This is a genomic window from Nocardia sp. NRRL S-836, from assembly GCF_001279525.1.
Classification (GTDB): Bacteria; Actinomycetota; Actinomycetes; order Mycobacteriales; family Pseudonocardiaceae; genus Lentzea.
Genome location: NZ_LGDY01000097.1, coordinates 21,684 through 47,570, shown reverse-complemented (window position 1 = coordinate 47,570; position 25,887 = coordinate 21,684). Strand labels below are relative to the sequence as shown.

Sequence of the window (25,887 nt, the reverse complement as noted above, 5' to 3'; positions counted from 1 at the left end):
CGTCCCGGCGACGCCCCGTTCCGCGGTGACACCGGTCGAAGAGAAGGGCTGTGAGCATGCCAGGTACTACGCGGGAGCTGACCGACCACGAGAAGGAAGTGGTCAAGAAGAACTACGAGAAGAACCACCCGGGCGAGAGCGACAAGAAGGAGTCGTACGAGGACGCCAAGAAGAACCCCGAGGAGTACGACGCCAAGGGGCCCAGGGACGGCATCGAGGACTGGGGCGGTCCCGAGGGAGAGCACTTCGCGAACAAGTACCCGCCGCCCAAGGTGCCGCGCAACAAGGACCACTCCGGCCGCGGCATCCGCGTCAGCACCGAGGCGCTGAAGACGTTCGCCACCAACGTCCGTTCGCTGATCCCCAACCTCAAGACCGCGCTGGAGCAGATCGAGAAGGTCAAGGTCGCACCCGGCATCTTCTACGACGCGCACCAGCTGCACGTGAAGGTCGTCGGCGGCGGCACGGGCGGGGCGATCCAGCCGACGACCCGCGAGTTCCTCCGCAAGGCCATCGACGCGATCACCGCGGTCGCCGACGAGCTCGAGAAGCTCGCGCACGCCTATGACACCGCCGAGGAGCTCAACCGCGCCACCGGCAAGGACCTCAACGAGCACATCGCCAGTGCCAAGGCCGAGATCAGCAAGGCGATCACCGGACCCACCCCCGCCGCCTAAGGCGTCATCCGAGCAACCCGTTCCCCGGCGTCGCGTTCACCCCTGTCGGCACCGCGGGCCGTGCACCCGCGCAACACGAAGGCACCACCATGGCTGAAGATCCGCCCAAGCCCGGCGGCAAGGAAGTCGAAGTCAAGGACAGCGGTGCCGTGGTGGCGACCGGTGATGGCTCGGGTTCGTCCAAATCGGACTACGACTCGTGGGGCTGGAAAGAGATCATGGCCCGCATCACCGGCTCGGCCGCGATCGGTGCCGAGGAGCGGAACGAGCTGGGGACGAGCGCCGCCTCGGACCCGCAGACCCTGTGGGACGCCGCGCTGAGCTTCCGCATGGTCAAGGAGGTCCTCGCCTCCACGGGCAAGAGCATCGCCGACCAGACCAAGGCGCTGGCCGGGGAGGGCGGCCCGTGGCGTGGCGAGGCCGCCAAGGCCTTCAGGGGTCTGATGGACGAGTTCTCCAAGGCGTTCACCGCCCACGCCACGCAGATCGACGGCGGCCGGGCCCGGCTCTCCCCGGTGCCGGAACAGCTGTGGGCGGCCGGCAACTACCTCGCGTGGGCCATCCAGACGGTCCACGACATCGACCAGTTCTACGCCCGTGAGGCGCAGCGCATCGCCGCCATCAAGGGCGAGGACGTGATCATCGAGAGCGACAAGGGAAACCTCGTCCACATCAGCAAGTTCCCCGAGATCGTCAAGCTCCTCGACCGCGACATGCGGCAGGTGCTGAAGACCCTCGCGGCGGAGTACGAGAAGCAGTCCTACGACACCCAGCTCACCAGCATCCCGAAGCCGGACCCGCTGGGCGGTGGGGGCGGCCCGAAACCCCCCAAGATCAAGGTTCCGGACGTCCCCGACATCAAGATCCCCGGCATCCCGCCGCCACACGTCCCCAAGGTCAAGGTTCCGGAGATCAAGCCGCCGCCCGTCCCCGAGGTCAAGACGCCGGAGATCAAGAACCCGGAGATCAAGACGCCGGAGATCAAGACGCCGGAGATCAAGACGCCGGAGTTCCCCGGTGGCAAGACACCGGGCATGCCCGGTGGCGGCAACGCCTTCGGCGGTTCCGGCGGTCCTGGGGACTTCACCGCCATGCCGCCGCCCGGCAAGTTCGACCCCGGCAGCCTCGGCGGTCCCGGTTCGCCCGGTGGCCTCGGCGGGAACGCCCCCAAGCCCAACGAGTTCAACCCCGGGGCGGGCCCCGGCGACTTCAAGAACGGCATCCTGGACAACAACGGCATCCTGTCCCCGGGGTCGGGAGCTGCCGGCGGGAACACGCCCTCGCCGAACTCGTTCAAGCCGGGCTCGTTCAACGCTCCCCAGCTCCCCGGCGGCAAGTCCGCCGGCGGGAACGTGCCGCCGCCCAACCTCAAGCCGGGTGAGTTCAACCCCGGCAACGGTCCCGGCGGGGGTGGCCTGCCCGGCGGCAAGGGAGCGGTTCCGCCGCCTCCCGGCTCGTTCGTGGCCTCCAAGCCGCCCGCGTCCGGCCGCAACGGCGGGAACGTGCCCAAGCCGGGTGAGTTCAAGCCCGGTGACTTCAAGCCGAGCGAGTTCCCCGGCGGCAAGACGCCGCCCGGTGGCAAGGTCGCGCCTCCCGGTGAGTTCAAGCCCGGTGAGTTCAAGCCGGGTGACTTCAAGCCGGGTGAGCTGAAGCCCGGCGAGATCAAGCCGGGTGAGTTCAAGCCCGGCGAGTTCAAGCCGAGCGAGTTCCCCGGTGCCAAGACGCCCGGTGGTCTGGGCGGGTCACCGGGCGACTTCAAGCCGGGCGAGTTCAAGCCCGGTGACTTCAAGCCCGGTGAGCTGAAGCCGGGTGAGTTCAAGCCGGGCGAGGTGCCCAAGCCCCAGGACTGGACCGCGGGCAAGGGACCTGGCGCGGGCAGCGACGACCGCAACGGCCTCGGCGGCGGCGGTATGCCGATGATGCCGCCGGGTGCGCCTGGTGCGGGTACCGGCGGTGGCTCGGGCGCTGGGGAGCGTCCGGACGCCTCCGGCCTGATCGGCGGGGAGGTCAAGCCGTGGGAGGGCTCGAAGGTTCCCGGCCTGGGCGATCCGCACGGCAACGTCCCCGAGCTGCCGTCGACCCCGGAGGAGTGGGCGTCGTCCCAGCGCAACAACTCCGGGATGCCGGGTGGCGGTATGCCCGGTGGCGGTATGCCGATGATGCCGCCGGGTGCGCCTGGTGCGGGTACCGGTGGTGGGTCGGGTGCTGCCGAGCGTCCGGACGCCTCCGGGCTGATCGGTGGGGAGGTCAAGCCGTGGGAGGGCGTCGACGTTCCTGGTCTGGGTGAGCCGGAGGCCATCGGTCAGGTCGGCGGTAAGCCGGAGGAGTGGGCGTCGTCGCAGCACAACACTCCCGCGATGCCCGGTGCGGGTATGCCGGGTGGCGGGATGCCGATGATGCCGCCGGGTGCGCCTGGTGCGGGTACGGGTGGTGGGTCGGGTGCCGCGGAGCGTCCGGATGCTGCCGGTTTGATCGGTGGGGAGGTCAAGCCGTGGGAGGGCGTTGAGCTGCCCGGTGTTGGTGAGCCGGAGGCCATCGGTCAGGTCGGCGGTAAGCCGGAGGAGTGGGCGTCGTCCCAGCACAACATCCCCGCGATGCCCGGTGCCGGTATGCCGGGTGGTGGTATGCCGATGATGCCGCCGGGTGCGCCTGGTGCGGGTACCGGTGGTGGTTCGGGTGCTGCGGAGCGTCCGGATGCTGCCGGTTTGATCGGCGGGGAGGCCAAGCCCTGGGAGGGCGTCCAGCTGCCCGGCGTTGGTGAGCCGGACACGCCTGGTCAGCAGAAGGGTGCGCCGGAGGAGTGGGCCTCGTCCCAGCACAACACTCCCGCGATGCCGGGAGCCGGTATGCCGATGATGCCGCCGGGTGCGCCCGGTGCGGGTACGGGTGGTGGTTCGGGTGCTGCGGAGCGTCCGGATGCTGCCGGGCTGATCGGCGGGGAGGCCAAGCCCTGGGAGGGCGTCCAGCTGCCCGGTGTTGGTGAGCCGGACACGCCCGGCCAGGAGAAGGGCGCGCCGGAGCAGTGGAGTGCGGCGCCGCCGAGCGCCGCCGCGCCGATGCTGCCGCCGATGCCGATGGCGCCGCCTATGCCGATGGTGCCCGGACAGGGCGGTGCAGCGGGTGGTGCCGGCGCGGCCGAACGTTCCGACGCGTCCGGGCTCGTGGACGGTGAGACGGCTCCCTGGGAGTTCGCGTCCGCGGTGCCCACGGGTGATCCGGGTGGTGCGGAGACGCCGCGTGCGTGGCCCGAGCCGTGGACGCAGGACGGGTCGGTGCCGCAGGTTCCGTCGGCGGAGGGCTTGGTGCCACAGGCCCCCACGCCCGAGGTTCCGGCGTCCCACCTCCCGGTGGCCGAGGACCTGGTGCCACAGGTCCCGGCGGCCCAGGCGCCGCTGCCGCAGGTGCCGTTGCCACTGGCTCCGGCCGCCGAGGCTCCCGCGTCCCACGTCCCGGTGGCGGAGGGCCTGGTGCCACAGGCCCCCAAGCCCGAGGTTCCGGCGTCCCACCTCCCGGCGGCCGAGGACCTGGTGCCACAGGTCCCGGCAGCCCAGGTGCCGGTGCCACAGGTGCCACAGGCTCCGGCGGCCGAGGTGCCCGCGTCCAACGCCCCGGCGTTCCCGGCGCCGGTGCCCCAAGCTCCTGTCGCCGAACGCCCGGTGTCTCAGCCCCCCGCACCCCAGCTCGCGGTTCCCCCGGCACCGGTGCTGCCGGTCGCCCCGGCGGCCGCGGGCGGTGCGGGGGAGCGGCGGCGTGAAGAGGCTCTGGTCGGCGTGCCCGTGCTCGGCGCCGACCTCCCGGTGGCAGGGGCGCCGGTCGCCGGGTTCGGGGACGACCGCGTGGCGCTCGTCCCCGTCGGCGGGGAGGAGGACTTCAGCGCGTGGGACGCCGGGGCGTCGGGTGGGCTGCCCTGGCTGCCCGCCGCCGGGGCGCTGCGTGAGGAAGCCGAACGCGCGCCGGAGAAGCCCGACTACACCCTGCGCGACTCGACGGCGTGGGGGCACAGCGCGGGCCGCGAGGGCGTTGTGCGCCTCCAGGCGGAGACGACGGCCCGGCCCATCGAGATGTCGGCCTACCTGCCCCGGTTCAACCCGCACGTGCCGGAGCTGGGGTGCGCCGGCCTCGACGCCCCTGAACCCGAGGAACCCGTGCAGGAGAACGACGAACAGGACGAGGAAGACGAGCGCACGTCGGCGGACCTGCTCAAGCAGGACACCGGGGTGTGGGCGGACGGCGGCAGGAAGAAGGCGGCACCGGGGGTGATCGAATGAGCACCGTCACGGCGAAGCGGGGGCCTCGCGTCGAGGGGCCCGCCATGCCGGAGGGTCAGGAGGAGCTCCAGGAACCACCGGTGATGCCCGAACCCGCCCCGCGCGACTTCAGCTCGGTGCTGATGTTCCTGCCCATGGCGCTCGGGCCGATCGCCATGATCCTGATCTTCTCCTCCATGGGCTCGGGAGGAGGGTCGCCGTTCATCTTCATCATGGCCGGCGCGATGTCGATCGGCATGGTCGCGATGGCGATCAACCAGCTCCTGCGCAACGCGGGTGAGCGCAAGCGCAAGCTCGACGCGGAACGCCGCGACTACCTGCGCTACATCGGGCAGTTGCGGCGGCGCGCCAGGGAGACGAGCAACGAGCAGCGCGCGGCCGTCGCGTGGGACAACCCCGACCCGTCGTGGTTGTGGTCCGTCGCCAGCGGGCCGCGGCTGTGGGAACGGCGGGGCAGTCACGACGACTTCGCCCGCGTGCGGATCGGGCTCGGCACCCAGCAGGCGGCCATGGAGTTCCTGCCGCCGTCGACGAAGCCGATCGAGGACCTCGAACCGCTGTCGGCGATCTCGCTGCGGCGCTTCAGCGAGACCTACCGGACCGTCACCGGCATCCCGATCTCGGTGGGGCTGCGCAGCTTCACGAGCGTCGAGCTCGCCGGCGAACCGGACGCCGTCGTCGGCCTGGTGCGGGCGATGATCGGTCAGCTGGTCACCTTCCACGCGCCCGACGAGCTGCGGATCGCCGTGCTGACGGCACCCTCGAACCAGGCGGACTGGGACTGGGTGAAGTGGCTGCCGCACCTCGCGCACCCGACCGCCCGCGACGCCGCGGGCCCGTTGCGGATGCTCACCTGCGACCACGACGAGCTGATCGACCTGCTCGGGCAGGACGTCACGGACCGGGGCGACCACGACAAGTCCGTCCTGCCCGGTGTGGTGGAACCGTTCGTGGTGGTCGTCGCGCACCTGGCGTCGATCCCGGAACACTCCCCGCTGCTCGGCCCCGGCCTGCGCAACACGGTGCTGCTCGACGCCACCGGCGCGTTGCCCGGTGGCGCGAAGGTGCTGCGGCTCACCTGCCGTGACGGCGAGGTCACGTACCCCGTCGGCGAGGAGAGCGGCACCGCCTGGCACGACTCGTTCGGCGTGGTGCAGGCGGACGCCCTGGCGCGCCTGATCGCACCGAAGCGCACCAGCGGCACGGTCGACGTCGTGGACCGTCCTTTCGAGACGGACTTCGAACTGCCCTCGCTGCTGGGCATCCGCGACCTGCACACGTTCGACGTCAACGGGCTGTGGCGGCAGAAGACCCCGCAGCGGGCCCGCCTCCAGGTGCCGATCGGCGTCACCGAGGACGGCGAGGTCGTGGAGATCGACCTCAAGGAGTCGGCGCAGGGCGGCATGGGACCGCACGGCATGCTGATCGGCGCCACCGGTTCCGGCAAGAGCGAGCTGCTGCGCACCCTGGTGTGCGGGCTCGCGGCCACGCACTCGTCGGAGACGCTGAACTTCGTCCTGGTGGACTTCAAGGGTGGCGCGACGTTCCTCAACATGGAGAAGCTGCCGCACACCTCGGCGGTGATCACCAACCTCGCCGACGAACTGCCGCTGGTCGACCGCATGCAGGACTCGATCAACGGTGAGATGACGCGGCGCCAGGAGATCCTGCGCGAGAGCGGGTACTCGTCGCTGTTCGAGTACGAGAAGGCGCGCATGACCGGCGGCCAGCTGCCGCCGCTGCCGACGCTGCTGGTGATCGTGGACGAGTTCTCCGAGCTGTTGAGCGCCAAGCCGGAGTTCATGGACCTGTTCGTCTCGATCGGACGGTTGGGCCGCAGTCTCGGCGTGCACCTGCTGCTCGCCTCGCAACGTCTTGACGAGGGCCGGATCCACCGCGTGGAGGGCCACCTGTCCTACCGCATCGCGCTGCGCACCTTCTCCTCCATGGAGTCGCGCAGCGTCATCGGTGTCGCCGACGCCTACGAGCTGCCTCCCGGTCCGGGCAACGGTTACCTCAAGTTCGACACGACCACGCTGACGCGCTTCAAAGGCGCGTACGTGTCCGGGCCCTGCCTCACGAGCGCGCCCGAGCAGGGGGCGGTCAGCGGTGAGGAACGCGCGGCGGGCGAGATCGTGCCGTTCTACACCCAGCCCAGCCCGCGCGTGCACGAGCTGCGGCAGAGCGAGCCCGTGGAGCTGGAGGCCAAGCAGGAGAAGGCGGAAGCGCCCGCGGAGGACGCCCCGAGCGTGGTGGAGGTGCTGATCAACCGGCTCGCCGGTGCCGGCCCCGCCGCCCGCCAGGTGTGGCTGCCCCCGCTCTCCACGTCACCGAGCCTCGACGCCCTGCTGCCCAGCGTGGTGCCGCACCCGGAGCTGGGCATGTGCGTGGACGACCCCGGTACCCGCGGCCGCCTGAGGGTGCCCGTGGGCGTGGTCGACCTGCCCTACGAGCAGCTGCGCGAGCTGCTGGTGGCGGACCTGTCGGGGGCGGACGGCCACGTCGGTGTCGTCGGCGCCCCGATGAGCGGCAAGTCCGCGTTGCTGCGCACGCTGGTCCTCGGCCTGGCGCTGACCCACACCCCCGAGGAGGTCCAGTTCTACGGGCTCGACTTCGGTGGCGGCGGCATCATGTCGATCAGCGGCCTCCCGCACGTCGGTTCGGTCGCGACCCGCATGGAACGCGACCGCGTGGTGCGCACCCTCGAAGAGGTCGTGCAGGTCATGGAGCTGCGCGAGGCGGCGTTCGCCGAACACGGCTTCGAGTCGATGGCCGACTACCGCGCCGCACGGCGTGACGGACGCGTGGAGGACGCGCACGGCGAGGTGTTCCTGATCATCGACGGCTGGTTCACCCTGCGCCAGGACTTCGGTGACCTGGAGACCAAGCTGACCGAGATCGCCGCCCGCGGCCTCTCCTTCGGCGTGCACCTGGTGGTGTCCTCGACGCGCTGGTCGGAGATCAGGCCGTGGCTGCGCGACGTGCTGGGCACGCGGTTCGAGCTGCGGCTCGGTGACTCCATGGAGTCCGAGGTGCAGAGCCGCAAGGCGGCCACCGTGCCCAACCAGCCGGGCCGGGGGCTCACCAGCTCCGGTTTCCACTTCCTCGCCGCGCTGCCGCGGCTGGACGGGTCCTCGGCGACCGAGGACCTGGCGAGCGCCACCAAGTCCTTCGTGGAGGAGGTGCGGACGTTCTGGCCGGGCCGCAGCGCGCCCGGTGTGCGGCTGCTGCCGACCCGGCTGCCTGCGGTCGACCTGCCGAAACCGCAGAACGGCGGCCTGAAGGTGTGCCTGGGCCTGGACGAACAGCGCCTGAACCCGGTGTGGCACGACTTCAACGCCATCCCGCACCTGTTCGTGATGGGCGACGCGGAGACCGGCAAGACCAACGCGCTGCGGCTCGTGATCCGGTCGATCGTCGAGGGGTGCCGTCCGGGCGAGGCCAAGATCCTCGTCGCGGACTCGCGCCGCGACCTCGACGGCATGATGCCCGACGAGTACAAGATCGGCCACGTGGTCAGCTCGGACGCGCTGACCGACCTCGCCACCAAGGCGGCCGTGTCGCTGCACAAGCGGGTGCCCGGCCCGGACATCTCGTCCGAGCAGCTGCGCCGGCGTGACTGGTGGGAGGGTCCTCAGCTGTTCGTGGTCGTGGACGACTACGAGCTGATGTCCTCGGGCACCGGCATGGGCACACCGCTCGACACGCTGCTGCCGTTGCTGGCCCAGGGTGTCCACATCGGATTCCACCTCATCGTCGCGCGCAGCAGCGCGAACGCCCTGCGCGGCATGATGGACCCGGTCATGCGCAGGCTGTGGGAGCTCGGTTCGCCCGCGCTGCTCTTCTCCTACCCCAAGGAGGAGGGGAAGTTCCTGGGCGAGGCCGCTCCGCGCATCCTCCCGCCGGGCCGCGCCCAGCTGGTGACGCGGCGTGGCATCAAGCTGATCCAGACCGGCCTCGTGCCGGTCGACAAGTCGCAGGACGAGCCGGCCGGTGTCGGCGCGTTCGCGCGGAACGAGGGCATGTGACGACGACTTCCGAACTCTGTCGCATCACCGTGCACGGCCCCAGCGGCAAGGCGGACCTGTCCGTGCCGATCTCGACGACGGTGGCGGTGCTGCTGCCGACGCTGGTGCGGCACGTGGTGCGCGACCACGACCGGGGTCACGAAGGCGAGCTGTACGGCTCGTGGGTGCTGCAACGCCTCGGCGGTGCCCCGTTCGACCCGGAGGGCACGCCGGAGACGCTCGACTGGCTCGACGGCGAGCAGTTCCACCTCTCCCGCGCCGAGGACCCGTTGCCGGAGCTGGACTTCGACGACGTGGCCGAGGGCATGGCCACGGCGGTCAACCGGCAGGGCAACCGCTGGAACGAGACGGTGAACCGCAGGCTGTTCCTCAGCCTGAGCGGGTTCGTGCTCCTCGCGATCGCCTTCTCGCTGTTCGAGAACTCGGGCACGGCCGCCGCGACGATCACCGCCGGCGCCCTGGCGTTCGTGCTGTGCCTGGCCGCCGTGCTCGTCGCGCGCACGATCGAGGACGGTGTCCTCGCGGGCCTGGTCGGGACGGCGGGCTGCGCGTACGCGGGACTGGCGGGCCTGATCGGTGTCGCCGGAGTGGACGGGGCACTGGCCCTGGACCCGGACGGCGTGCTGATCAGCGGCGTCACGCTCGCGGCCACGTCCGTGGTGTTGTTGCTGGTGCAGCGGCTGTTCGCGCGGAAGCTGCCGATCGTGCCGTTCGGGTGCGCGGCGGTCGCGGGCGTGGCGATGGTGCTGGCGGTGTGGCTGCACCTCGGGCTGGACCTGACCCGCCTGGAGGTCACGGCCTCGCTGATGACCGCTTTCTTCGCGCTGCTGCTGTTCGCGCCGAAGCTCGCGACGAGGATCGCCCGGTTGCGCGGCCCGCAGCTGCCCCGCAACGCCGACGAGATGAAGATCGACGTCGAACCCATGCCCGCGGCGCAGGTGATCGAGCAGACCGGGACCGCCGACCGCTACCTGAGCGTCCTCGCGACGGGGGCGTCGGCGGTGCTGGCGGTCGGGTTTGTCTACCTGGCTGCCGATCCCGGCTGGCTCGACTACACCCTGAGCGGGCTCTTCGCGGCCCTGGTGCTGCTGCGCTCGCGGGAGTTCCTGAACGTCGGCCAGCGCACGTCCCTCGCGCTGGCCGGCACGTGGGGCGCGGTGCTGCCCGCCCTGCACATGCTGTCCGGGATGAACGACCTGGAGCGCTTCCTCGGTGTGCTGATGCTGCTGTTCGCGGCCCTGCTGCTCGTGCTCGCGGCGCTGCGCCCGTCCTACCGCAGGGTGCTGCCGATCTGGCCGCACCTGAGCGACGTCGTGGAGAACCTGCTCTGCCTCGCGCTGGTGCCGTTCGTCCTGCACGCACTGGGCCTCTTCGCCTGGGCCCGCGGACTGGCGGGGTGAGCGGTGCAGACCAAGAAGGACCACGTCCACGCCTACCAGACGCTCGTCGGCCGGATGAGCTCGGCGTTGTTGCTGGGGGACACCAACTACAGCGAGGCACCCGCGCGGCGCGCGCTGATGGGCCTGGTGTTCGGGGTGGTGCTGGCGCTGCTGATCGGTGTGGCGTTCTGGGTGTACGGCCTGATCAACCCCGGCGGCAACACGGCGTGGAAGAAGCCCAACGCCATCCTCGTGGAGAAGGAGAGCGGCGCGCGGTTCGTGTACGAGCAGGGACAGCTCGTCCCCGTGCTCAACCACGCGTCCGCGCTGCTCCTCAAGGGCGCCGGGGCCAAGGTCGAGTCCATCTCACGGGCGTCGCTCGGAGAGCTGCAACGCGGCCAGCCGATCGGCATCCCGGACGCGCCCGACCCGGTTCCCCCGGCCTCCTCGCTGATGGCCGGGCCCTGGCTGTTGTGCCTGCCGCGCAGCGGAGGCGTCGAGGCGGACGGCACCGGGCTGATGAGCATGAACGTCGACCCGGACGTGCCGTCGGCCCCCGTCGCCGCGAACGAGTACCTGTGGGTGGCCTCCTCCGAGGGGCAGCAGTACGTGGTGTGGGCCAACCAGAAGCTGCGGCTCACCGACCCGCTCGTGCCCCTGGCGCTCGGACTCGGCGGTGGCAAGCCGCCCGTCGCGCCGCCCGCGTGGCTCTCCTCGCTGCCGGACGGCCCCGAGGTGGGACCGGCGGTGATTCCCCAGCAGGGCAAGAAGAACGTGACCGTCGGCGGTACCGCGCGCCCGGTCGGCACGGTGTTCCGGCACGTGGCCGGCAACGGAGCCGAGAACTTCTCGGTCCTGCGCGAAGAAGGCCTGGCGCCGGTGTCACGCACGGAGGCCGTGCTGCTGCAGGCCAAGAACGGTGGCGCCGCCGTCGAGATCGGGTCCGAGGTGCTGGCGAGCGCCCCGCACTCGGATGACGACTCGCTCGTGAAGCGCGTTCCCGACCTGCTGGCCGCGAAGCCGGTCCCGGCCGGCGAGCGCGCGTTCTGCCTGCGCCAGCAACCCGTCGGCGTGGACGTCGCGAGCCAGGCGGTCACGGTCGACCGCGCGGACGCGGGGTTCGGCATGAACGACCGGATCGGGGTGCGTGCGAAGCCCGGCACGGGTGTGCTCGCCGCGTCGGTGCCCGCACCGAAGGGCGCCGGTGCCAAGCCCGACCGCTACCTCATCACGGACCGCGGCCTGAAGTACCGGCTGGCCGACGACGACAGCATCAGCGCACTCGGGTTCGGCGGTGTGGCACCGGTACCGGTCGCCGCCGGGGTGCTGGCGCAGATCCCCAACGGTCCGGCCCTCAGCCGGGGCGCCGTGGGCGTGAGTGTGAAAGGACGTGGCTGAGTGACCCTGCTGACCAGGAGGCCGGATCACCGCGGTGGTGACCGGGACATGATCAGTCACACGATCGGCAACGCCCTCGTGGTGCACCCGCGCGGTGTCCTGCGCGACGAGGTCCGCGACATGGCGCTGAACCTCGCCGCCGACCCCGACCACGAGCTCGTCGTGGTCGACCTGCCCGTGTCCAGCTCGTTCTCGACGTGGGAGTCGGCGGCGAAGCTGCTGCCCCGCAAGCGACGTGGCGTGCGGCTGGTCATCGGCGGCCGCACCAGGGAGACGACGGTGCTCGCGGGCCAGTGGTTCTCCGAACGGCTCGGCCGCACCGTGATCGCACCCGACGGCACGGTGATGCCGGGCGTCGGCGGCTCGCTCTTCGTCGACGCGGGATGGGGGACCGGGTGGGTGCGGTTCCAGCCGGGAAAGCCCCCGAAGCGGGACGGCAAGCGTTTTCCCAGGCCCACCTGGGAAACCGTGTCGCCGCTCGCCGAGCTGATGCCGACCAGCGCGAGCGGGGTGAGCGAACCGCTGCCGGGCGGGGCGTGGCTGCGTCCGCGCGGTTCGGAGAGCCTGCTGATGCCGCACCGCCAGCGGCTGATCGAGACGCTGCCGTGCCAGCCCGACGTCTGCACGATCGTGCTGGGCTGCCCCGGCGCCCCGCCGATCACGCTCTACGACATCACCCGCTTCTGGAGCTGGCTGCCCCAGGACCTGCGGTCCAAACTGCGAGTGGTCCGGTTCGGCCCGATGACGCTGCCCGACGGCGGCCCGTACGGCCAGCACGTCGCCGACGCGCTGGGTGAGCAGATCACCTGCTACAACGGCCTGCCGGTCGGGTCCCGCACCGATCCCCACATCGTGACGCTGCGGTCCGACGGCACGCCGGGCTGGCAGCCGTTCGCGCTGGAGGTGGCCTACTTCCCCGCACAGCAGGGACAGCCGGCACCGGTGCCGACCCTGCTGAGCTACCGGGACCCGCTGTTCGGCATCGAGGAGGTCGAACCGGCCGTCTACCGGTACACCCAGGACGTGCTGCTGGAGGTCGTCCCGTCCGGGCTCTGGGTGCGGCTGGAGCAGGAGGTTGCGCACGGTGCGGCGGTCAGGACGGCCGAACCGGACGGCGACCGGCACCTGGTGCTGTTCGAGGAAGGCGTCGACACCGTGGCGCCGGAGGTGCGGCGCGCTGCCGAGGACCTCATGGGCAGGCTCGACTCGCAGACGCGGCGGGTGAGCGAACTGGTGCCCGCCCTGACGGTCGCGCGCCGGCGGAACCAGGTCGGTGGCAAGGCGTGGGGCGTCGTGGAACACCAGCCGACGCCCGAGCTCGCCGCCGCTGCACCGCTGACCCCCGTCACCGCTGCACCGCTGACCCCCGTCACCGCTGCACCGCTGACCCCCGTCACCGCTGCACCGCTGACCCCCGTCACCGGTGCACCGCTGACCCCGGTCACGGCGGTGCCGCTCACCCCGGCCACGGCGGTTCCGCCGCTGGTCGCATCCGAGCCCCTCGTCTCACCGCACTCCGCACGCGAGTTCACCACGGCGCCGACCGACGCGCCGTTCGCCCTGGAGCCGTCGCTCGAAACGGCGACGGTCCGGCTCGAGAACGGGCAGCTGGTCGCCGATCCGCTTCCGGCGCACCCCCCGGTCACGACACCGGCGTCCCCGCTGGTCTCCGGGGCACCGCTGCCGTCCGACCGCGAGACGCCGTCCGCGCCTCCCGGTCCGCTGCCGGACTTCGCGCCGGTCTCCGCACCTACCGCGAGCGCGCCGCCGCTTTCCCCACCGCTGCTCCCGCCCTCCGCACCCGACCTGACCGCGGTCGCCGAGCCTTCCGCGCCCGATCTGAGCGCGGTCGCCGAGCCCTCCGCCGCGCCGTCACCGGGACGTGTGGCCGACACCGCGGTCACCGCACCGCCTCCCGCGGCCCCGGCCGAGGAACGAGCGCCCGCACCACCTCCCGCCGACGGCCCGTCACCGGCGCAACCCGCACCGCCTTCCGCCGACGGCCCGTCACCAGCGCAACCCGCACCGCCACAGCCCACGGCACGCCCGGTGGTGACGGCCGTGCAACCCACCCCGGCGGCCGCGGCGGCGGCGCTCGTGCCGCAGCGCGGGCTGGAGGAGGAACGGGGCTGGCTGCGCCGCACGCTCAGCCAGGAGTACGCGGCCGTGGCCAACTCCGTGAACCGCGTGCTGTCGGAACACCCCGGCTTCCAGGGTGCGCTGGAGCGGTCGTCCGGCTCGGTGCTGACCGACGCCGTCGCGATCCGGCTGTACCTGTCGGCCAGCGGTGACGGCCTCGACCAGTCACTGCGGACGGGCGGGGTCGGTCCGCACGTGCCGTTCGCGCGTTGCGTGGTGTCCGGGCTGAGCAGGCTGCCGTCCCACCGGGGACCGGCGGTGTTCTCCACCTCCCTGACCGAGCAGGAGCTCGACTTCTACGGCGGTCGCAAGCTCCTCACCGAGTGGGGCTTCATCAACGCGTTGAGCGCGCCCTGTGCGCGCCAGTCCGAGCAGAACGACGTCGACGTGCTCGTCTGGTCGATGACGGCCCGGCGGACGAAACTCCTGGAACCGGAGGTCGATCCCGTCACCGACCGGGTGCTCTTCGTGCCGGGCACGAGCTTCAAGGTGCTGGAGCTGAACCCTCCCGCGGACGGTGCGCGCGGCCGGTTGCTGCTGCGCGAGCTCGCGGCCGGTGAGATCGACCCCACGGGCAAGGTCGACCGCAACCGCGAGGCGCTGGACGAGCTGGCGCTCAACTCGTTGCGGCGCTGCGTCCAGACCTGGGAGTCGGGCAAGCAGGAGGCACGGGTCCCCGAGTCGTCGCTGGCGCGCTTCGTCCAGCGGCCGGGGCTCACCAGGACCACGACCCACGAGGAGAGCTGATGAACCGGCAACTTCTGGTGGTCGCCACCGACCGGCCAGGCGCCTACCCGACGATCGGCGCCGCGCTGCGGGAAGCCCGCGACGGCGCCACGATCAGCGTCCTGCCCGGCCGGTACGAGGAGAGCCTCGTCATCGAGCGGATGGTCACCATCACCGCCGAGGACGGACCCGGCACGGTGGAGCTCGTCAGCCAGACGGGCAGTGTCGCGGTCGTGGTCGCAGCGGCGGCGCAGTTCTCCGGCCTGGTGATCAGGTGCACCGACACCGGCGCGGCGGGCGTCGACATCCGGGCCGGCGAGGTCGCCCTGGACGACTGCCGGGTGTCCGCCGCGTCGTGGGCGGTGCTCGTGCAGGGGCACGGGAGCCTCGTGCTGCGCGGGTGCGCGATCACCAGCACCGGCGGTGCGGGCATCGTCGTCACGTCGAGCGTGCCGAGCACGGTCGAGGACTCCGAGGTGGTCGGCAACGCCTCGTCCGGTGTCGTGGTCACCGAGCAGGGCAACCTCTCCCTGCGCCGGGTCACCGTGCGCAAGGCCGGTGGCAACGGCGTCTGCGCCAACGGCCGCGCGCGGCTGGTCGTCGAGGACTGCGAGATCATCGAGTCCGACAAGCCCGCGCTCGTCGTGGAGCAGGAGGCGAACGCGGACATCCGCGGGGTCAGGATCAGCCAGAGCGCGAGCCTCGACCTCTACGTGCGCAGCACCGGCGACGTCACCGTCACCGACTCCGTGTTCACCGGCGCCGGCGTGCAGTCCGCGCACATCGCGGGCGGTGCCTCGCCACGGCTGCGGGGCTGTCAGTTCACCTCCGCCGGCCGCAACGCCGTCTACGTCACCGGTGGTGCCTCACCCCGGTTCGACGACTGCCGCGTCGGCGACAGCCCCATCGGCGTCGTCGTGGACACCGCGTCCAGGGCCGTGTTCGGCAAGCTCACCGTCGAGGGCAGCGACCGGGGAGCCGTGCTCGTGGACTCCGGGGCGTCGGTCGAGCTCAAGGGCTTCCGCGTCACCGCCGAGACCGGCCCCGCGGTCCTGGTGAAGGGCCAGTCCCGGCTCCTGCTCGCCGACGCCGTGATCGACGTCGGCGACGCGCCGGGCATCTCGCTGGTGGAGTCCGCGCAGGCCGAGGTGACGGACGTGCGCGTGACCGGCACGGCGGAGCACCTGGTCACCGTGCTGAGCGGCGCACGGGGGGAGTTCGCCTCCACGTTGGTCCGCGGTGGTGGTGTCCACGCGAACGAAGCCTCTCTGTCCATGAAGGACAGTGAGGTGGTCGCGGCGGTGGGAGACGGCCTCAGCGCCGGTGCGGGTGGCGTCCTGCAAGCGGTGCGGTGCCGTGTGCGGTCCGCCCGCCGGCACGGCGTGCACCTGCTCAGCGGTGCGCGCGGAGAGGTGCGCGGGTGCGAGATCACCGACAGCGCCGGCGACGGCGTCCTGCTGGACACCGAGGAGGCGGTGACCGTCGCGGACTGCACTGTCACCGGCAGCGGTGGCAGCCCGGTGCGCCGCGCGGTCGAGCACGAACGGCTGTCCGTCACGGGGATCGTCACCGGCGAGCAGGCCTCCCAGCGTCCCGCGCAGTCCGCGGGCCCGGCCCCCAGGCCCGCCGCGCCGGAGCACCCCTCCGGAACCGACGCCCCGGCGTCGTCCGCGCTCGGCGGTGCGATGGGCGCCGACCTGGACGGCCCGGTGGCCGAGCTCGACTCGCTGATCGGCCTGGACGGCGTGAAGCACGAGGTGCTCGGTCTGATCAACCTCATCAAGATGTCCCAGCGGCGCCAGCAGATGGGGCTGCCGATGCCGCCCATGAGCCGCCACCTGGTCTTCGCGGGTCCTCCCGGCACGGGCAAGACGACGGTCGCGCGGCTCTACGGCTCCGTCCTCGCGGAGCTCGGCATCCTCGCCAAGGGGCACATGATCGAGGTCGCCAGGGCCGACCTGGTGGCCCAGTACATCGGTGCGACGGCCATCAAGACGGCCGAGGTCGTCACGAAGGCGATGGGCGGCGTCCTCTTCATCGACGAGGCCTACACCCTGTCCAGCGGGTCGGGCGGCAGCGGTCCCGACTTCGGTCAGGAGGCCATCGACACGCTCATGAAGATGATGGAGGACCACCGCGACGAGATCGTGGTGATCGTGGCGGGCTACTCCGAGCTGATGGAGCAGTTCCTCGCCTCGAACCCCGGTCTGGCGTCCCGCTTCTCCCGCACCATCGAGTTCCCCAACTACAGCGTCGACGAGCTCGTCACGATCACCACCAACCTGTGCCGCAAGCACTACTACGAGCTGACCGACGACGCGGTGGCCGCGCTCACCGACTACTTCGAGCGCGTGCCCAAGAACGACACGTTCGGCAACGGCCGCGTGGCCCGCAAGCTGTTCGAGTCGATGGTGAACAACCAGGCGTCCCGGCTGGCGCTGGCCCCACCGGACAAGGACACCGAGCTGAACAGGCTCACCGGCCAGGACCTCGCCGCGGAGGTCGCCGCGCTCGGTGAGGTGGCGCCCAGGGGCGCCGGGCCGGACGCGGCCACCAATCCCGTGGCCGCCGTGGAGGCGACGCTCGGCTGGCAGCGCGTCGTCGCGATGTCCGGGCTCACCGGCGTGCGCGAGGCGCTCGGTCGCACCCTGGTGCAGCTGTGCGGGCTCAAGGCCCGCAACAAGGGCGTCGGCCGGCACGCGAACGTGGTGCTGTCGGGCAACAAGGGCATGGGACGGCGCGCGGTGGCCACGCACTACGCGCAGGCGCTGGCGGAGCTGCGGTTGATCGACTCCGGTCACGTGACGCGGTTGTCGCTCGGCACGGACCTGTGCCCGCGCTGGCCGGGACAGGCGGTAAGCCTCATGGCCACGGCCTTCGACGACGCACGGGGCGGCGTCCTGCTGCTCGACGTCGACGACGAGTGGTCCGCCGACTCCGCGGAACGCCGCATCGAGGTGCTGGAGGCCCTGGTCGAGGTGACCCGGCGCAACCCGGCCGGGCCCGTCGTCCTGCTCAGCGGTGAGGACTTCGCACTGGCACGCCTGCTGGAGTTCTCCTCCGAGCTGAGCGGGTGCTTCGCTGAGCGGTGGGCGTTCGAGGACTACGACGTGGACCAGCTGGCGGCGATGGTCGTGCGGCACCTGACCCGGCGCGGGCACGAGGTGCCCGCGGACGTGACGGCCGCACTGCGCGACCTCCTGCCGCACAGCCGCGGCCGGACCGCCAGGGACGTGCACCGGCTCGCGCAGCGGCTCGCCACCACGGCGGCCTCGCGCACCCTCACCGCCGCCGACCTCGAACTGCTCATGAGGAGCGGGATGCCGCGGGTCGCCGCGGAGGAGGGTCTCGCCTCGGTGGGCTGACGTGCCGACGTGACCAGTGGTTCCGGCTGGAACCGCTGGTCACGTCAGGTGGGTCGGTCGTTTCCGGGAGCGACCGCTCAGGACAGGTCGGCGCACGGGGTCACGGGCGTGGAACCTGTTGTCCCCGAACGGTCCCACCGCACCTCGGCGAACTTCGCCTCGAACGTGCCGGTGGTGTGCACGAGGAACGGCACGTCGACGGCGGCCGGGTTCAGGCCCTTGCCCGCGAAGCAGCTCAACGGGATCCGCATCGTCGCCTTCTGGCCGACGGGCAGCCGCCGCAACGACCTGGTGGCGTTGAGCTGCGCCGCGCACGGGTAGCCGCAGTGCGCGGCGAGCGACACGTCGGCGGTGGGCGCCTTGACGACGACCACGTCGAACGTCAGGGTGCCCGACTCCACATAGGACGTCGCGTCGAGGCGCCCCTGGGGGTTCTGGACGTAGAACTGCGCCGCGCCCTTGCCCGTCCACGTCACCTGCCGCCCGTCCTTCGAGCCGTTGACGTCGGCGGGGCGGACCGCGACCGCCGGCTGGGAGGCCTTGCCGTCCGCGGTCAGCGCGGTGCCCGCCCAGTTGGCCTCAGAGCCGATCATGCTGTGGAACGGCGCCACGTCCCGGCCGTCGTGCAGGAACGGCGTACCGGAGGGGGCCGGGGAACCGCTGGTGCCGTTCGCCGCGGCGGGAACCGGCGGCTCGGTGCTGTCCCCTCCCGAGGTCAGCACCGCCGTGGTGATCCCACCGGCGCACAACACCGCCACGGCCGCTGCCGCGATCACCGGAGTCCTCCGCCCGCGGGACGTCTTGGCGGGCGGGGTCGCCCCGAAGGTGCGCCGCCGCACCGGAAGCTCCTGGACGCTGGCGGCACGCGGGGCCACGGGCAACGACGGGCCCGCGGGGATCGGCGGGCCCGCGAGCGGTGGCGGGCCGGCGGGGATCGGCGGGTTCGGGTGACCCGGCGTGTTCACGGGGCCCGGCACGCCCGTTGGAGCCGATGGCCCCGCCGGACGGCCGGGTACCGGCTGGGGAAGCGCCGCGGGCGGGCGGGCAGCCGGGGGAGCGGGCGGTGTGGCAGGGGAGCGCTGGAGTGCGGTGCGCGCCAGGGCCGCGGCTCCGAGGGCGACGGCGAGCTTGGGGTGCAGCCCGACGCGGAGCGGTTTGCCGACGGTCTTGGACAGCAGGTCGGCCACCAGGGGGATCTGGGACGACCCGCCGACGAGCAGCACGCTCGCGAGGTCGTCCGCACTCAACCCGGCCGACGCGACCGTGCGGCGGAACGCGTCCGTCGTCAGCGCGAGCTGCGGTGCGATGGCCCGCTCGAACTCCGCGCGGGTCACGGTCACCTCGCGGGTGCCGCCCGGCAGGTGCAGGCGCAGAACGGTTTCCGTGGCGGCGGACAGCTCTTCCTTCGCGCCGCGGCACGCCTCCCGCACCGACAGCAGGACCCGCGCCTGCCCGGCGTCGGCCGGGTCGAGCCGGGTGATCTCGCCGTCCACCCGCTGGTCCACCAACGCCAGCAGCGACTCGTCGAAGTCGATGCCGCCCAGCCTCTCCACCCCCTCCGGGGTGCCGAGGATCTCCATGCCGTGCCGCCGCGCCTGCAGCACGGTGGCGTCGAAGGTGCCGCCGCCGAGGTCGTAGACACCGACGATCTCGCCCTCGCCGAGCCGGCGTTCCACCGAGTGGTGCATGGCCGCGGCTTCGGGTTCGGTGACGACGACGGCGTCCGGCACGCCGGCCAGCCGCGACACCTCGGAGAAGTGCTCGCGGCGGTACGGGCCCCACACCGCGGGACAGGTCAGGACGACCGACCCCGGTGCCCGTCCCTGGATCGCCGTCGCCAGCGAGACCGCGTCACGCAGCTGCGCGGCCATCAGGAGCGCGGGAGAGCGCACCACGTCGCAGATCTTCAACGGTGTCGGGTCGGCCAGCCGTCGCTTGTGGGAGTGGGACGCCCGCAGCGGCTGCTTCCTCGACTCCCCGTCCGCGGCGTCACCGGTGATCAGCTCGCCGCCCTCGGTGGCGAACACGACGGACGACACGACGAGGTCGCGGCCGAGCGGGACGGCACGGGTGCCCGAGGCGTCCGACACCGCGGCGGCTGTGTAGGTCGTACCGATGTCGACGCCCAAACCGTAAGACATGCGAGAACTCCATGGTTTCTGCCGCACTGCGGTGACATCGCATTCAACTGGAGATCGCGGTGCCCAGGGAGAACGAGAACCGAACAGGCAGACATCTCTGCCTTCGGCGAACGGGTGCCGCGGCGTCAGCCGATGAGCGTCCGCGCCCGTGCGGCGGCGGGGCCGGTCGCGTGCAGGTGGGGCGGTACCACCGCGGTGAAGGCCGCCAGCACCGAGCTCGCGGACGGAAGGCAGCGGTCGTCGGCCTTCGGGCAGCTCACCCAGCTCCTGTCCTGGGCGGCCGCGGCGACGTGCACCAGCGGCAGCTCGATCGCGCTGGGCGCCATGAGGTAGCGGACGCCGCCGGGCATCTGGCACTGGCCGAGCACGGCACCGTCGTACTCCGCGAGCACCACCGCGGTTCCCCCGCGCCGGTCCAGCACCGTGGGAGGCAGCTCAAGTCCGCTGTGCTCCAGGCGTTTGCGCGCCCGGTGGAGGTGGGAGGTGGTGGTCTCGAACGCGACAAGTCCGCCGCGCAGCGGCAACACGATCGTCCTGCCGACGGCCACCGCGTTCCAGAGCATGCGTTCGCGGTACCACTGCGCGCCGACCTGTGCCGGATCGGGCTTGGCCAGCACCATCGACCACCTCCTCGCTGAGTACCCGTGAACGGCTGCGACTTCGAGGTTAGGAGCCGCGGCCGCTCCGGTGTGGAATCAGGTGCTCAGGGGAAGCACGGTCCTCCCTTGTGGTCCACAGCGCGGGTGGTGCGTTCGTCGCGCGCCTGCTGGAGCTTGTCCGCCATGCCGGTCCAGGTGGCGTCCGCGATGAAGATCTGGTCGTGCGCGGTGGACTGGTTGCGGCCGACGACGGTGCCCACCCCCAGGTAGTCGATGACCTTGCCCTTGTGCACGCCGAGGAAGCCGTCGTCACCGGCGAACGACGACACGACCTCGTTGAACGCCGCGGAGACCTCCCGGTACCGCGCGGGCGCCGACTCCGCGAGGCCCGTCACGTAGCCGCGCACGTCGAGCTCGCGCACCAGGTCGAAGAAGACCCGGTGCTTCGCGGGGAGCTGGTTGTCCCGCAGGTGGTGCGCGAACCTGCCCAGCTCGGTGTCGTAGCGGGAGCGGCCGATCAGCGCGTCGAAGAAGTGCAGGACCGGCGTCGCGGAACCGCTCGGGCCGGTCGGGTAGCCGGGAGCGGGCACGTCCCACATGGCGAAGGTCTTGGCCAGGTCGACCGGGTCGCAGTGGGTCGCGGAACCCTTGCGCGGGCTGATGCGGCGGAAGGCCTTCATGGCGCCGCGCGCACAGTCGGCGATGGCGGACAACAGGGTGCCGATCTCGCCGTGCGCATCGGGGCCGCCTTCGGCGAGCACTTCGGCGAGCCGGCAGGTGAGCCGCACCACCGGCGCGATCACCGAGTCGACCTCCACGAACGCCGCGTTGAACACCCGCTCGGCCTCGTTGCCGAAAGCCGGCACCTTCGGGCGGATCAGCTCGATCCTGGCGTCCTCGATGCGGTAGGTGCCGTCGCCGGCGACGCGGCCGGCGTCGATGAAGGTGAAGTTGTTGAAGAAGCAGTCCTCGGTGCTGAGGGTGACCTCGGCGCGGCCGAGCCGGTGGTTCACCTGCCGCCACGGGCGTTCGACCACGGCGGGGAGGTTCGGCGAGATCTGCTCGCCGCGTGCGAGGTACATCGGGCCGATCCCGAACCGCCAGTACGACTGGGCGATCGTCCCGAGCACCGTCGCGGCCCGCTTGAGCTCGGAGTCGGGCAGGTCGTCCACTCCCGCCGGGATCATCGGGAGGTCGGCGATGATCCGCTGCGCGTGCGGGGAGGTGGTGAGGCCGGGCAGCTGACGCGCGAGCTGTTCCCACGCCTCGTGAGCTCCGGTCAGCGGCCGGTCGGCTGCCGTGCGCGGCATGAACCCGGTGGAGAACGTCAGATCACCGTCGAGGTGCAGCACCTCGGGATCGGAACACGCCAGGACGTGGTCCATGAGCGCGTTCTTCGTGCGCGCATCGGTGCTACTCAGCGTTGACGAGGTCATGTTCCTCACTGATCCATTCGTTCGCAAGGCACATCATCTTGGTCGCATGACAGGAGGTGATCCGGTGGACGTTCACGTCGCGCAGTTCGCCGAGCGCCTCGGAGCCGATGCGCAGCAGGTCGTCCAGGAGCGCCCGGCAGCGCTGCTGCAGCTGCCTGGACAGCGCGGCCGCGGTGGGTGCGTCCGCCTCGACGACCACTGCCTCCACCCGGCCCGGCACGGCCTCGAAGACCTGCCGGAGCCGTTGCAGGGCCGCCGGTTCCACCGGCACACCCGTCGTCTCCGCCAGCATGGTCAGCAGTGACACGAGGTGGTCTCCGACGAAGTGGCTGTAGAGCTGCCCGACGTAGAAGACGTCGGAGACCGGGTCGCGCGCCGGGTCCGCCTGCACGTCGAACGAGTTGAGCAGGAGCCGCACGTAGTCGACGAACCTGGCGAAGTCCTTCGCGGAAGGCGGGATCGTCAGGGGAGCGACCTCGGCGATCGCCTGCTGGTCCAGCTTGCGGGTCACCGCGGCGCGCGCGTGAGCGGTGACGTGGTGGAAGTCCGCGGACACGTCCCGGCCGAGGTTCGCGAGGAGGACGGCCACCCCGCCAGGGTGGTGTTCCAGGAAGTTCGAGAGGTCCAGGACCCGGCCGTCCAGAACCACGAGGGGAACCGAGGTGCTCGCCTGCGCTCGCACACTCTCTTCTGGCATGCGTCTCACGATGTCTCCCAATCCTTCGAGGTGATCCGCTGAGCGCAGGTCCTCGCCGAGCGACGAGGAAGAACGCCGGGTGTGCAACGCGGGCAACGACCTGTGCGCGCCGGGGTGGCGCGTCCGAGATCGTTGACCGCCGACGATTCGTCCGGCTGTAGAAGGAAAGTGGGCTCTTCAGCGAGAACGATGCTATGGCGCTGGACCCGGTTTCGAGAACGTCACGTCCCGACGGGCGGAACAGCACCTCGTCCGGCCGGTCGTCCACCATTTCGTGTTCGTTTGGGCAGGACGCGACCGGGGCCCGTGCGGCCCCCTTACAGTGGTCGACGGCTCACAAGGCCGCCGTATGCCGCGCCATGGTGTACACGTCCCGGGTTCGTGCCAGCAGGCCGGGCCTGGGACGCGGCGCCCTCGCCGCTCCCGGAGTCGCACCGGCCTTGTCGCCGGAGGTCCACTGCGGACAGCGGTCGGTCCTGCGCGAACACCGCCGATGAGGGCGTCCACCACTGCGATCGGAGAACGGGTGCTGGAACCGCTCGAAGAAGTGCTGCGCCGGATCCGATCGGCACTGCGGAGCGCTGATGAGGACAGTGCCGTGCACGACGTGGGGGAGCTGCAGATCGCTGCCGCCGCGGCGGCGGAGCTGATGGCCGCCTTCGACCGGGGTGATCACGAAGCCGTGGAGTTCCACCTCGGCCTGCTCGCTCGCCAGGTGGAGAGCTCCCGGCCCGTGAAGTTCGGCATCAGCTAGAGGTGAAGGCCTGTCGTACTTTCGTCCTGATCGTCACTCCCGATGATTCCTACGCCGCGGGAGTCACGACGGAGCTGTCCCTCCTCCACGAGGCGCCGGTGCTCAGAGCTCACTCCGTCTGCGAGGCGAACCGGGTGCTGGCCGTGGACCGGCCCGATCTGACGATGGTGGACCTGGACCTGCCGGGCGACGCCGCCCTGTCGTTGATCGGAACGCTCCGCGGAACCGAGGTCGTCGCGGTCGTCTCCGCCGGGTCCGCTCAGCTGGCGTGCGCCGCGATGGCGCACGGGGCGACGTCCGTCCTGGTCAAGCCGACGGCGGTCGGGCAAGGGGTTGCGGCGTCCGCTCGAAGGGCCCCGCACGGCGTGCTCAGCGACCGGGAGCTGTACGCGTTGTTGCTCGTGGCCGGCGGTACCCCCGACTCCGAGGTGGGGCAGATCCTCGGACTCACCGTGAACGTCGCGAAGACCGTGCTCACGAGGGTCAAGGCGAAGTTCGGTGTGCGGCGGCGGGAACACCTCGTCGGTGAGGCCTTCCGCGGCGGTCTGCTCAAGTGAGCGAATGCAGCTGATCATCCACAACGGACAATCGCGCGAAAGATCCGTCCAAGCGCGGTGGTGGGCGTCAGCGGTCAGCCGTCATCGTCGGGCTGGTGGTGTCGTCCAGCACCGCGCTGAGCCCGTCCGACACCTCGGTCAACCAGGACACGGTGGGCTCACAGGCTTTGCCGCTGACCTCTCCCCGTTCGTCCGCCATCGCGGTGATCGTGACGAGGACGAGCCGGATGCAACGCAACCACGCTTCCGCTTCGGCACGTGACGCGAGGTGGACGACGCCGCTGGAGGACGACAGCGCGCACGCCATGAGGCGGGCGTGGGACGAGACGTCGCGCAGGCACGCGGCGGCCGAGACGGAGTGGACCCAGTCGGGTTCCTGCTCGCCGATCTCGGCGCGGAGGATCGCGGTGACCCGCGCGTCGCGGCCCAGTTCGGGGTGCGGCCAGGAACACCCGTCCGGCGTCGTGTCGAACAGGGCGAGGTGGTGGTCCAGCAACGAGACGAGCCCGTCGGTGTAGCTGCGCAGCACCTCGATCTCGTACCTGGTCATGACCCCGACGTAGGTGGAGTCGCCGCACCGGTCCCAGCTGATCATCGAGACTCCTCCAGGCCGTTGGACGTTCGCGGGGTCCGATGAGGATGCGTCCCGTTGCGGGAGGTTCTCGGCTCCGGCCGGTCTTTCGGGTCCATTCGGGCAGGATCTCTGCGCGAACGCCCAGCCGGCCCGTGCGACCCGGCCGACGCGGTCGTGGCGGGAGCGGGAGCGCTGGTCGCAAACGGACAGCACTCCCGCACGCCACCGTTTCGAACGGGTATTCGCCCTGGGAGGGCATCGTTCGCCGCCCGCCGGGGTGCTGCCGGTCGTCGTCCAGCTCAGCGCATGATCGGGAACGGGCTTCGCTCCCGTTCGAGTCCCGCCGGCGCTGTTTTCCGGCGGACCACCGGCAGTTGCGCGAGATCCACGGTCCCGGTTCGGGTGCGCCCGGCTGTCATTTCGGGCAAAACGAGGTTGTGCGGGCGTGTCACGATTCGAGCCTCCCGCGCGAGGAGCGCCGGAGAACGTCCGGACAAAGGAGTTCGATGACCGCGATCTGTTGCGCGGCGGAGGTTGTGATGACGATTCGGCCGCCTCTCCCGGCCGAACGCGGGGGTTCCGCGTTGATCGTGAGCGGCGACGAGCACGTCATGTCCCTGGTGGCGCACTCGCTGGGCGCGGTGGACGTGCGGGTGGTCCACCGGGCGGCCGACTTCGAGTCGCTGCGCCGGCTGGTCCTCACCGAACCGCCAGGAAGGCTCGCCCTGGTCGACCTCGCGGCCACCGGACGGCGTGGCGCACAGCTGATCAAGGCGCTGCGCAAGCTGGGGTGGGGCAGTGTGCTGGCTGTCGTGTCGCAGCACGACGAGGAGGCGCACGCGGCCGCTCTCGACGCGGGTGCCGACGGTGTGCTCGTCCGTCCGGACGCCCGCCGGGCGCAGGGTGACTGGACGAGGCGCGCCCTGTCGGGAGGCCTGTTCATGAGCGACCTCACGGTGCGCGAGGTCGAGGTCATCCGGCTGGTGGCGGAGGGGTGCACCAACAGCGGCGCCGCGAGGAAGCTCGGGCTGTCGCCCATGACGGTCAAGTCCCACCTCGAACGCATCGGGAGGAAGCTCGGCACGGGTGACCGGGCGGCAATGGTGCTGCAGGCCCTGCGCCGAGGGGTGATCTGGTGACGCGGGGGTC

General features: G+C 71.5%; 15 protein-coding genes. 10 read left to right on the top strand and 5 right to left on the bottom strand.

Annotated features, from left to right (window positions below; translation table 11 throughout):
* The first annotated feature begins 56 nt into the window (after positions 1 to 56).
* From ADL03_RS18870 to ADL03_RS18840, 7 genes are all read left to right on the top strand, one after another.
* Positions 57 to 677, top strand: a complete 621-nt coding sequence (locus ADL03_RS18870; protein ID WP_157528930.1) for a hypothetical protein — start codon at positions 57 to 59, stop codon at positions 675 to 677.
* An 89-nt stretch (positions 678 to 766) separates the two neighbouring features.
* On the top strand, positions 767 to 4,945 hold the full coding sequence (locus ADL03_RS18865) for a hypothetical protein (protein ID WP_053734803.1): 4,179 nt from the start codon (positions 767 to 769) through the stop codon (positions 4,943 to 4,945).
* Positions 4,942 to 8,973 carry a type VII secretion protein EccCa gene (gene eccCa / locus ADL03_RS18860; protein ID WP_053734802.1) on the top strand — a complete coding sequence of 1,344 codons (4,032 nt, stop codon included), beginning with the start codon at positions 4,942 to 4,944 and terminating at the stop codon, positions 8,971 to 8,973. The genes ADL03_RS18865 and eccCa overlap by 4 nt, the downstream gene beginning before the upstream one ends.
* The gene (gene eccD / locus ADL03_RS18855) at positions 8,970 to 10,373 is read left to right on the top strand and encodes a type VII secretion integral membrane protein EccD (protein ID WP_053734801.1); all 1,404 of its coding nucleotides are present in this window, start codon (positions 8,970 to 8,972) and stop codon (positions 10,371 to 10,373) included. Before eccCa ends, eccD begins: the two co-directional genes overlap by 4 nt.
* 3 nt (positions 10,374 to 10,376) lie before the next feature.
* Positions 10,377 to 11,750 carry a type VII secretion protein EccB gene (gene eccB / locus ADL03_RS18850; RefSeq protein ID WP_053734800.1) on the top strand — a complete coding sequence of 458 codons (1,374 nt, stop codon included), beginning with the start codon at positions 10,377 to 10,379 and terminating at the stop codon, positions 11,748 to 11,750.
* Positions 11,751 to 11,798: 48 nt separating this feature from the next.
* Entirely contained in the window at positions 11,799 to 14,636 is a 2,838-nt protein-coding gene (locus tag ADL03_RS18845) for a hypothetical protein (protein ID WP_082373266.1), read from the top strand.
* Entirely contained in the window at positions 14,636 to 17,980 is a 3,345-nt protein-coding gene (locus ADL03_RS18840) for a right-handed parallel beta-helix repeat-containing protein (protein ID WP_053734798.1), read from the top strand. Before ADL03_RS18845 ends, ADL03_RS18840 begins: the two co-directional genes overlap by 1 nt.
* Before the next feature lie 77 nt (positions 17,981 to 18,057).
* On the opposite strand, the gene ADL03_RS18835 is transcribed toward ADL03_RS18840, so the two are convergent.
* The 4 genes from ADL03_RS18835 to ADL03_RS18820 all read right to left on the bottom strand — a co-directional run bounded on the left by ADL03_RS18835 (position 18,058) and on the right by ADL03_RS18820 (position 22,853).
* Positions 18,058 to 20,121: an Hsp70 family protein gene (locus tag ADL03_RS18835; RefSeq protein ID WP_082373263.1), complete on the bottom strand. Its 2,064-nt coding sequence runs from the start codon at positions 20,119 to 20,121 to the stop codon at positions 18,058 to 18,060.
* Between the two features lie 125 nt (positions 20,122 to 20,246).
* Entirely contained in the window at positions 20,247 to 20,741 is a 495-nt protein-coding gene (locus tag ADL03_RS18830; protein WP_053734796.1) for a hypothetical protein, read from the bottom strand.
* Positions 20,742 to 20,824: 83 nt separating this feature from the next.
* Positions 20,825 to 22,105, bottom strand: coding sequence for a hypothetical protein (locus ADL03_RS18825; RefSeq protein ID WP_053734795.1), 1,281 nt, complete (start codon positions 22,103 to 22,105; stop codon positions 20,825 to 20,827).
* 28 nt (positions 22,106 to 22,133) lie between these two features.
* A complete protein-coding gene (locus ADL03_RS18820) occupies positions 22,134 to 22,853 on the bottom strand; it encodes a cytochrome b5-like heme/steroid binding domain-containing protein (RefSeq protein WP_082373261.1) in 720 nt (239 codons plus the stop codon).
* Positions 22,854 to 23,379: 526 nt separating this feature from the next.
* Here ADL03_RS18820 and ADL03_RS18815 point away from each other — a divergent pair.
* Both ADL03_RS18815 and ADL03_RS18810 read left to right on the top strand, forming a co-directional pair.
* Positions 23,380 to 23,607, top strand: coding sequence for a hypothetical protein (locus ADL03_RS18815; RefSeq protein ID WP_053734793.1), 228 nt, complete (start codon positions 23,380 to 23,382; stop codon positions 23,605 to 23,607).
* A 98-nt stretch (positions 23,608 to 23,705) separates the two neighbouring features.
* Positions 23,706 to 24,164: a hypothetical protein gene (locus ADL03_RS18810; protein ID WP_197288449.1), complete on the top strand. Its 459-nt coding sequence runs from the start codon at positions 23,706 to 23,708 to the stop codon at positions 24,162 to 24,164.
* A gap of 67 nt (positions 24,165 to 24,231) precedes the next feature.
* Here the strand turns inward: ADL03_RS18810 and ADL03_RS18805 are convergent, their stop codons facing one another.
* Entirely contained in the window at positions 24,232 to 24,759 is a 528-nt protein-coding gene (locus ADL03_RS18805) for a hypothetical protein (RefSeq protein ID WP_053734791.1), read from the bottom strand.
* A gap of 518 nt (positions 24,760 to 25,277) precedes the next feature.
* Between ADL03_RS18805 and ADL03_RS50820 the strand changes: the two genes are divergently transcribed.
* Positions 25,278 to 25,877 carry a LuxR C-terminal-related transcriptional regulator gene (locus ADL03_RS50820; protein ID WP_053734790.1) on the top strand — a complete coding sequence of 200 codons (600 nt, stop codon included), beginning with the start codon at positions 25,278 to 25,280 and terminating at the stop codon, positions 25,875 to 25,877.
* Positions 25,878 to 25,887 lie beyond the last annotated feature (10 nt).

Excerpts from the sequence above, each read along its gene's own strand:
- eccCa (WP_053734802.1), top strand. The coding sequence starts at position 4,942 with ATGAGCACCGTCACGGCGAAGCGGGGGCCTCGCGTCGAGGGGCCCGCC.
- ADL03_RS18870 (WP_157528930.1), top strand. The coding sequence starts at position 57 with ATGCCAGGTACTACGCGGGAGCTGACCGACCACGAGAAGGAAGTGGTC.
- ADL03_RS50820 (WP_053734790.1), top strand. The coding sequence starts at position 25,278 with ATGACGATTCGGCCGCCTCTCCCGGCCGAACGCGGGGGTTCCGCGTTG.
- ADL03_RS18825 (WP_053734795.1), bottom strand. The coding sequence starts at position 22,105 with ATGGACCACGTCCTGGCGTGTTCCGATCCCGAGGTGCTGCACCTCGAC.
- ADL03_RS18865 (WP_053734803.1), top strand. The coding sequence starts at position 767 with ATGGCTGAAGATCCGCCCAAGCCCGGCGGCAAGGAAGTCGAAGTCAAG.
- ADL03_RS18805 (WP_053734791.1), bottom strand. The coding sequence starts at position 24,759 with ATGATCAGCTGGGACCGGTGCGGCGACTCCACCTACGTCGGGGTCATG.
- ADL03_RS18840 (WP_053734798.1), top strand. The coding sequence starts at position 14,636 with ATGAACCGGCAACTTCTGGTGGTCGCCACCGACCGGCCAGGCGCCTAC.
- ADL03_RS18845 (WP_082373266.1), top strand. The coding sequence starts at position 11,799 with ATGATCAGTCACACGATCGGCAACGCCCTCGTGGTGCACCCGCGCGGT.
- ADL03_RS18830 (WP_053734796.1), bottom strand. The coding sequence starts at position 20,741 with ATGGTGCTGGCCAAGCCCGATCCGGCACAGGTCGGCGCGCAGTGGTAC.
- ADL03_RS18820 (WP_082373261.1), bottom strand. The coding sequence starts at position 22,853 with ATGCCAGAAGAGAGTGTGCGAGCGCAGGCGAGCACCTCGGTTCCCCTC.
- ADL03_RS18835 (WP_082373263.1), bottom strand. The coding sequence starts at position 20,121 with ATGTCTTACGGTTTGGGCGTCGACATCGGTACGACCTACACAGCCGCC.